The organism is Shewanella sp. POL2 (assembly GCF_000282755.1).
Lineage (GTDB): Bacteria > Pseudomonadota > Gammaproteobacteria > Enterobacterales > Shewanellaceae > Shewanella > Shewanella xiamenensis.
In genome coordinates this window covers 1-8,735 of record NZ_AKZL01000131.1, presented here as the reverse complement: position 1 = coordinate 8,735, position 8,735 = coordinate 1, and the positions used below count along the sequence as shown (strand labels likewise).

Here is an 8,735-nt window from a genome sequence, read left to right as displayed (position 1 = left end):
GTATAGGTGCGGGCCAGTAATCAGGCACAGATCCATCGTCAAAACGCACCTGCAAATCGGTGAGCACTGGATACTGGATTTTGCCTAGCAACTGGCTGATTTTTTGCTCCACTTCATCCACATCACCAATATAAGTAAAAGTACCGCGCCCAAGTTCAGCCGCACGCTGCATAAAATGCGAGTTCGGCGCCGAGCCAATGCCTACGGTGAAAAGACGGTTGTCGCCGATTTGATTGCGGATTAACTCAAATAACGCCGACTCATTACCAACGGAGCCATCGGTCATAAAGATCACTTGTTTTAACGACTTATCCTCACCCGAAGCTGTGTTAAACGGCTGCCTTGGCAGCGCGGCATTTAAAGCCTGCGCCATTTCAGTGCCACCATCGGCCTGCAAACGATTCACAAACTGACGCGCCTTGTCCAGATTACTCGCTGTTGCGGGCAGCGGTGTTGACGATAATAAAGACACATCAGAGTTAAACTCGATTATGTTAAAACTGTCCTGTGGCCTTAAACCGCGCAGCGCATAACGCAGGGCATTTTTCGCCTGAATGATGGAATCTCCCGCCATCGAACCTGATGTATCAATCACTAAAATAAGCTCACGGGGCAAATTGAGTTGTTCACTCGCCTCGACTTTGGGCGGCAGGACCATCACTAAGCTGTAGCTTTCGGTGTTGTTGCTATTGCTATTCCCATCAACACTGGCGGTTGAATGACTATCCGTACTCGCATTATCGTCCTGTGGCACATGGGTTTTGCCCGCTTGGTTGAATACCCAAGCCACGGGACTGGTGCCCTGCTTAAGACGCCATTGCAGCACAAAGTCACGATTGGCGGGCACGCGATTAGCCAAGGCCGCCGTCAGTTGGCCCTGTTTTTCATCAATCGTAATGGGATGATATGGACTCACTACGGCGGATTTCTCCACACCTTCACCGAGCTTGACCTTAATATCGGCCTTAAGCACGGGATCGGCCTCGCTATTGGCATCGCGGATCGGGGCGATAATCCGGTCGGCATCGAAGACTTGGCTGCTGGTCACGCGCTCACCATTGTTCCCACCGAGTGTTAGGCCTGGGATATAGCGCGGAGCCACCACTAGCGGAAAGCGTAGGCTAAAGAGACCATCTTCATAGTGAATGGTTTCTTGATAACTGATTTCGACCACCAACTTTTCATCAGGAGCGAGGTTAGCGACTTCGGTTGTGAACATATTGGGCCGTTCTTGGCTGACTAGACTGGCGCGTTTTCCTTCGGCTTTGGCCTGTTCAAAGATCTGTTTTGCTTGCTGTTTTAGGTGAATTTGACCTTCGATGATCCGCTCACCGATATGTAAACGCAGTGAGTCCACCGCCGCCTCATTGGGTAAAGGAAACAGATAGCGGCCATTGAGGACAAATCCGGTTTGATTACTGAACACCTGCTTTACGCTCACCCTATTGGTTAGCCCCGAGACCTGCATCGACACTTGCGTGTCCACGGGTAAGGACGGCATTAAACGACCGCTGGCGGTTTGATACACCAACATCCCTTGGGTGACATCATCGAAACTAAAAGCTGGCAATGTGCTCGCCGTGTGTTCATTGAAGGTCGCGGCAATATTTTGCGGCGCCGATAAGGTGCCCACACTGTTCGGTGAGGCTAACACCGCAAATGGTAGCCCCCAACAAATGGAGGCGCCGATCACTAGCATCGCCAGCGTTTGACAAACTTCTTTTACCCTTTTCCCTGTGATCATCACAAAGGCTCCTGATCTTGATTGAATACGATTGATATTGTTGAATTATTCGGTCACGCGGCTCGCCATCAGCCCTTGGTTAGGCTGCATGGTCAGAGTGACTCGGCGATCGAACACATCGGATTCACTGTCTTGCTGGTCATTGAGTGGCATTCCGGCGCCGAAGGCTTGGGTGGTGATCCGCTCGGGGGCAACGCCTTGTTTAATCAAGTAGCCCCGCACTTCTAACAAACGTTGCTCCGAGAGCGCTTGGTTGTAGGCCAGATCACCGCGGCGGTCGGCATAACCTTTCAGCTCGAGATTGGACTCGCTCAAGCGCTTCATCACCTTGGCACATTGTCTAATTGGGGCAAAAAATGGCTTTCAAGCTCCGCAGAGCCAGTACGAAACTGCACATTCATACCCAGCGCCAATTCACTAAACAGTTGTTGTTGCTCGGCGAGCAGTTCATCGAGTTGCTTTTGGGTTAAGGCGTATTCGGCGGCGCGTTGCTCGCTAGCCTGTTGTTTGGCCGATAAGCTCGTCAATTGTTGACGCTGCAAGGCAATATGTTGTTGCTGAGTTTTAACCGTGTCGGTATCAGATACCGACTGGCCGATTAAGGTGCCAGTAAATCCGCCGATAATGGCGCCAACCGGGCCGCCCACTAGGGCGCCAAGTAGCGCTCCGCCGCCAAGACCTATCAGCGCTTCGCCGTCATCCTCCTCTTGCTCAATCATTAGCTCTGTCTGTGGCTCTATGAGCAGAGGTTGATTTTGTAGCGACACCTTTGCCGATACATTGGCGATGGGCGCGGCGAGTACACTCAGTACCAAGATATTAATCAGCGTCTTTTTCATCATCTCATTCCTTTTGATTTGTGCTGCGTTTACCCGCCTAAGTCATTAGCGCGGCCGGTAAAACGGAATGAGCGTATTAAACACAAGTGCCATGGCATAAGCGGGGATGGAAAATGGCAATGCGACTATCAATTGTGGCAACAAAATGGCAATTGCATTCGGGAGCTTTTCTCAGAAATAAATTCCTGTATAGTCACGAAAACTTATCCCCAGCAGTCAATAGGAAGATGGCTAAATGAAACGTATCGCCATTGTGGAAGATGAAGCGGCCATTCGCGAAAATTACAAGGATGTGTTGCAGCAACACGGTTACAGTGTGCAAACCTATGCCGACAGGCCATCGGCCATGCTGGCGTTTAATACCCGTCTGCCGGATTTAGCCATTATCGATATCGGCCTTGGCAATGAGATTGACGGCGGTTTTATGCTGTGTCAGTCCCTGCGCGCCATGTCAAACACTCTGCCGATCATCTTCTTAACCGCGCGAGATAGCGATTTTGATACTGTGTGCGGCCTGCGTTTAGGCGCCGATGATTACCTGAGCAAAGAAGTGAGCTTCCCCCATTTGACGGCGCGTTTAGCCGCACTGTTTCGCCGCTCTGAGTTAGCCACCAGCCAAACATCGCAGGAGAATTTACTGGAGCGCGGACCGCTCACCATCGATGCCAATCGAATGCTGGTTTCTTGGAATCAGATCCCGATAGAACTCACAGTAACCGAGTTTTGGATGGTGCACGCCCTTGCCAAACACCCGGGGCACGTCCGAAGCCGCCATGAGCTGATGCAGGAGGCGAAGATTTTTGTCGATGACAGCACTATCACCTCCCATGTGAAGCGCATCCGTAAGAAATTTATGGCTGCCGCGCCCGAATTTGATTGTATTGATACCGTTTACGGCATGGGCTATCGCTGGGACAGCCTAGCCTAAACCATGCAAAATAGCAGATTAGCCAGCATTCTATGACACGTTTTCCCTTCGGTCTTCGCACTAAAGTCATTGGCCTCAGCCTGTTTTTACTCTGTCTACCTTGGCTGGGGTACCAATATGTGTGGGAGATGGAAAAATACCTGCGCCACGGTCAGGAACGCACCTTAGAGGGCACCACCCAAGCCTTAGCGACCGCCCTGCACGAGCGGCCGAAACTGTTCGATGGTCAAGCCAGCTTTTTAAAACAGGTTGAAAAGAGCCGCGATCTCTATGCTTACCCCCTAGCTGGCGCCATTCTACTCGATGGCAAACTCAATGAATGGCAGGAATATCAGCACAGATTTATCCAATACGGCGAGGCGAATCTCATCATGCGTGCCGATCCCAGCGCGCCGCTCACCTTAAGTTTTACCCATATGGTGGGTCAGTACGATGGTTATCTGTATGCCTTTTTTCAGGTGGTCGATCCCAATGTGGTGTTTCGGGGTAAAAATGCCTTAAGCGTCGATAGAAACGATCACCTGTCGATTGCGACCCTTGCTCCCGACAATAAATTTAAGCGTTATATCGTGGCTACGACCCAGCCCGGTTGGATCAGTGCCTTCGAGCTGCCCGCAAATCCTAAACAAACCGTGCCAGTGACACCCGAGGTGCGTATTCAAGGGCAATGGGCCACCACGGATGTGGGCTACAATATCGAACTGCGTATCCCCTTGGATATGGTGGGCAGCAAACTAGGATTTGCCATTGCCGATGTCAACGACAGCAAATACCGTGATATCACAGCCGTTGTCGGCACCTCGGCCTTAGATACCGTCGACAAACTCGGTACAGTCTTAGTGCCATCACCCGAAATTGAAAATATTATCAAAGGGATGAGCCACTATAGCTCGCGGATTTGGGTGGTCGATAAACACGGGCGTGTGCTCGCGAAGTCTGGCGATATCCGTGATAGCAACAGTGTATGGACGCGCACCCTCGATGATGAAAATAGCAACTCACTATGGCAGCGGTTTCAGCGCGACTACCTGCACCCGCTCTACTATAAAATCCTCACTAAACCGCCGAAGGATTTTATCGATTCCCTACAGGACTCGACCGAACTCGACGGTAGCCATATTCAAAAGGCACTTGCGGGACAACAAAGCTCGACCTGGCGACTGACGCCAGACAATAAGGCTGTGGTGCTCGCGGCCGCGAGCCCGATTTGGATTGATAACAATGTGATGGGCGCCGTGGTGGCCGAAGAAACCACCCACGGTATTCGCACCCTGCGTAACCGCGCGCTGGAAAAACTGTTTAACGTGATCCTGACTATTATGAGTATGGGCACCTTAGCCCTGTTTTCTTCGCCTCGAGTATTTCGAATCGTATCCGCAAACTGCGCGATGAAGCCGAGAATGCCATCGACAGCCAAGGCCGGGTGCGGAACCATTTAAAACCCTCCAAGGCACGGGACGAGATTGGCGACTTATCCCGCAGTTTTGCCAGCATTGTCGGCCGTTTGGGCCAATACACCCATTATTTGGAGAATATGTCGTCACGCCTGTCCCATGAACTACGCACGCCGGTGGCAGTGGTGCGCTCCTCTTTAGAACACTTAAATCTGCAAACCTTAGATAAAGACACCCAAAAATATGTCGACCGCGCCCAAGAAGGGGTAAGCCGTTTAAGCATGATTTTGAACAATATGAGTGAGGCAACGCGCCTCGAGCAGAGCTTAACTCAGGCAGATGTGACTAAGTTCCCGCTATCCCAAGTGGTGAGCGGTTGTATGCAAGGCTATCAAATGACCTACCCTGAGCAGCAATTTAGCGTCAAAGTGCCCGAGCAACCTTTGATGATGCAGGGCGTGCCCGAATACATAGCCCAATTGATGGACAAGCTTATCGCCAACGCCATCGAGTTTTGTCATCAAGGCAGTGCGATTGAAGTGACTCTCACCCAAGTTGGCAAACAGGCTACTCTGCTTATCAGTAACTTAGGACCACAGTTGCCAGTGGATATGTCGGAGCAGATCTTCGATTCCATGGTCTCGGTGCGGGCCAATCAAGCCCAAGATAAACCTCACCTTGGCTTAGGTTTATATATTGCGCGGCTTGTGACCGAATTCCACCAAGGGAAAATTTTGGCCCGTAATCGCAGCGAAAACGATGGGGTCGATATTCTGGTCACCCTGCCGCTTAGCTAATACAAAGACTTACAACTTGAAGCAAACTCATCTGTTTGCCTCCTGCCATTTTAGCGAGCAGATGCTAAGATGGCGGCCATCACAATGGATTTAAACACAAATTCTGACTCGCCAAGGTAGTGCCCTATGACAGATAAACACCAGCTCGCCACTCAAATCGTCAGCGTCGGTCGTGATAAAAAATGGACCAAGGGTGTGATTAACCCGCCCGTATTTCGCGCATCCACTATCGTCTTCGACACCATGGAAGATATGCGTCACGCCGCCAAAAACAAAACCAATGGCGAAATGTTTTACGGCCGCCGCGGCACCCCGACCCATTTTGCGTTTCAGGCGGCGATCAGTGAGCTCGAAGGTGGCGTAGGTACGGCGCTGTATCCCTCGGGTGCAGCAGCGATTAGCGCGGCTTTATTATCGTTTTTACAGGCGGGCGATCACCTGCTGATGGTCGACAGTGTTTATGAGCCGACCCGCGATCTTTGCAGCCATATTCTGGCGGGTTTTAATATTGAGACTACCTATTATGATCCCCTGATTGGTGAAGGTATTCGCGCGCTTATCCGCCCCAATACTAAGGTGCTGTTTTTAGAGTCTCCTGGCTCCATCACCATGGAAGTGCAGGACGTCCCGACCCTATGCCGTATCGCCCATGAACATGGATTAGTGACTATTCTCGACAACACTTGGGCCTCGCCAATCAATAGCAAGCCCTTCGAGATGGGTGTCGATGTGTCGATTCAAGCCGCGACCAAATATATCGTCGGTCACTCTGATGTGATGATTGGCACCGCGACAGCCAACGAAAAGCACTGGCCGCAGCTGCGTGAGCGCAGTTATTTATTGGGACAAACCACTTCCCCTGACGATGTGTATCTCGCCACACGCGGATTACGCACCCTAGGCGTGCGCATGGCGCAGCATGAGAAAAATGCCCTTAAAGTGGCTAACTGGTTGAAAACTCGCCCCGAGGTTGACCATTTACGTCACCCCGCCTTTGATACCTGCCCAGGACATGCGTTCTTTAAACGCGACTTTAGCGCATCAAATGGTTTGTTTTCCTTTGTATTAAAGCAAGGGGATCAGGAGGCGGTCACCGCACTTGTTGAAAATATGCAGCATTTTAAAATGGGGTTTTCTTGGGGCGGTTATGAGAGTCTGATCCTAGGGATTTTCGGAATCGAAAAAATCCGCAGTGCGACTCAATGGGATGCAAGCAAGCCATTGATCCGTGTGCATATTGGCCTAGAAGATCCCGATGATTTAATTGCCGATCTCAGCGCAGGCTTCGAGCGCTTTAATACCGTACTCGCTGCCAAGGCCAAATAAGGCTTAAACAACTTATATGCTTAACAATGAAGGCGGGAATTATCTCGCCTTCATTTTGCCCCGCCTTCGTTGTGCCCCTCTATCGTATTACTTCGGCTTTACCCACTTTTACTATTTTGGCTGCGCCGCACTTATTGCGGGGTCAACCCACGCCTGAGAGCCGTATAAAGGCACGGTCGATAAGGCATGTTTGTGGCTGCCATTAGTCTCTTTGGTTGAATAAGACAAATACAATAGCGTTTGATTGGGCGCATCGTAAATTCGGCGCACTTTTAAGGTTTTAAATAAGATGCTTAAGGATTCGGTAAATACTACTTCGCCGTGTTTGCTCTTATCGATTTTGGCGATATCGGCGGCGGAAATCGGCCCCGTTTGACGGCAGCTAATGCCCATATCGGAGGGATCGGCAAAATCAAGATTCGCTTCGATACGGCTAATATGGCAGGTCACGCCGGGGATTTTCGGGTCTTGCTTGGCATCGATAATCACGTCTTTCGTGGTAAATAAACCGAGGCTCACTTTGCCCACATCATCACCACAGCCCGTGAGCAGTGTCCCCGCCAACGTCACGGCCAGCAAAGACATTAAAGCCTGATTAACTTTCTTCATCTGTTTATCCTTATTCATCATCCTATTGAGCAAAACGCTTTTGTGCCCAGCGCGTTAAGCCAGCCGTCACCGAACCAAAGTGATCCCCAACCACCACAGGCGTATTGGGATAAAGGCTAGTGATTTTAGCGTAAATTGCTGGGCTTCGTGCGGTACCGCCCGTCACATAAATCACATCGGGTTGGCACTCATAGGTTCCAGCCTCGACAGCCAGTTCTTCTGGTGCTAATCCATTGCCAGCAAGACTCTTGGCCGCCTGAGTCAGTGCTTGGTGCATTAAGGCTTCTATCTTAGTCAATGACGGTTCAATGGCATTTTCAAAACAATCGCGACTCACTTCAACATTGAGCTTGGCCTCAATAAATTCCAGTGAACTTTCAGTTGTTTGAGCCTCAGACAAGGCTATTTTAGCTCGCTCGGCTAAACGTACAATTTGGTAGCTTAACTGTTGTTGCTGCACTTTGAGCAATCTTTTTAATAAATGTGGCTGCTCAGCTTCTTTGATCAGTTCATCTATCAACTTGCGAGTGCTTAAGGTGGTAAACTCACGCTGGGCACTGATATCGTTAACGGCAACCGCATTCCAAAAGGGATTACTCGGCATAGGTTTACCATTACTCATCAGCGAACCTAAACCAAAGTGCGGCATAAAGGCATTCATCGCCAATGCGATATCCAGATCGTTACCACCAATACGCTGGCCGCTGTGGCCAAGACAATCGGCACTGCGATCGAAACTTGCCTGATGCTTAGGCCCCATTTTAACTACAGAACAGTCGGTGGTACCGCCACCGACGTCGACTACCAGTACGGTTTGATCGGATTTGAGGCTGGCTTCATAGTCCATACCTGCGGCAAGCGGCTCAAACAGAAATGCCACATCGACAAACCCCGCCCGTTTCGCGGCTAAGGTTAAAATAGTCTCGGCTTGGCGGTTGCTCTCTTCACCACCAATGCCCTGAAAGTTCACTGGGCGACCAATCACTGCATGGGTAATGCTGGCTTCGCTTGCGGATGTTACGCCCTTTTCGGCGAGTACGGCTTCGGCGCGCATTTTAATATGCTGCATCATTAAAGTGACTATGTCTTCAAACAGGG

7 protein-coding genes and 1 pseudogene are annotated in these 8,735 nt (G+C 50.6%); 3 read left to right on the top strand and 5 right to left on the bottom strand.

Translation table 11 applies throughout. From position 1 onward, the window contains the following. The 3 genes from SHEWPOL2_RS20800 to pdsO all read right to left on the bottom strand — a co-directional run. Window positions 1–1,744: marine proteobacterial sortase target protein (locus SHEWPOL2_RS20800; protein ID WP_037431293.1), on the bottom strand; the 1,744-nt coding region annotated here is incomplete at its 3' end. Window positions 1,745–1,789: 45 nt separating this feature from the next. Further along, complete coding sequence (locus SHEWPOL2_RS23285; RefSeq protein WP_239642794.1) at window positions 1,790–2,068, bottom strand: OmpA family protein; 279 nt, start codon at window positions 2,066–2,068, stop codon at window positions 1,790–1,792. After that, window positions 2,068–2,583 carry a sortase-associated OmpA-like protein PdsO gene (pdsO, locus tag SHEWPOL2_RS23280; RefSeq protein ID WP_239642793.1) on the bottom strand — a complete coding sequence of 172 codons (516 nt, stop codon included), beginning with the start codon at window positions 2,581–2,583 and terminating at the stop codon, window positions 2,068–2,070. The genes SHEWPOL2_RS23285 and pdsO overlap by 1 nt, the downstream gene beginning before the upstream one ends. 235 nt (window positions 2,584–2,818) lie before the next feature. On the opposite strand from pdsO, the gene pdsR reads away from it, so the two are divergent. The 3 genes and pseudogenes from pdsR to SHEWPOL2_RS20780 all read left to right on the top strand — a co-directional run bounded on the left by pdsR (window position 2,819) and on the right by SHEWPOL2_RS20780 (window position 7,028). Continuing rightward, a complete protein-coding gene (gene pdsR, locus SHEWPOL2_RS20790) occupies window positions 2,819–3,511 on the top strand; it encodes a proteobacterial dedicated sortase system response regulator (RefSeq protein WP_037418159.1) in 693 nt (230 codons plus the stop codon). 32 nt (window positions 3,512–3,543) lie between these two features. After that, window positions 3,544–5,702: pseudogene (gene pdsS, locus SHEWPOL2_RS20785) on the top strand (proteobacterial dedicated sortase system histidine kinase). Window positions 5,703–5,828: 126 nt separating this feature from the next. After that, on the top strand, window positions 5,829–7,028 hold the full coding sequence (locus SHEWPOL2_RS20780; protein ID WP_037431288.1) for a cystathionine beta-lyase: 1,200 nt from the start codon (window positions 5,829–5,831) through the stop codon (window positions 7,026–7,028). A 111-nt stretch (window positions 7,029–7,139) separates the two neighbouring features. Here the strand turns inward: SHEWPOL2_RS20780 and SHEWPOL2_RS20775 are convergent, their stop codons facing one another. Continuing rightward, a complete protein-coding gene (locus SHEWPOL2_RS20775) occupies window positions 7,140–7,637 on the bottom strand; it encodes a CreA family protein (RefSeq protein ID WP_086024101.1) in 498 nt (165 codons plus the stop codon). Between the two features lie 22 nt (window positions 7,638–7,659). Next, window positions 7,660–8,735, bottom strand: a 1,076-nt coding sequence (gene yegD / locus SHEWPOL2_RS20770) for a molecular chaperone (protein WP_037431284.1), incomplete at its 5' end; no start/stop codon positions are given.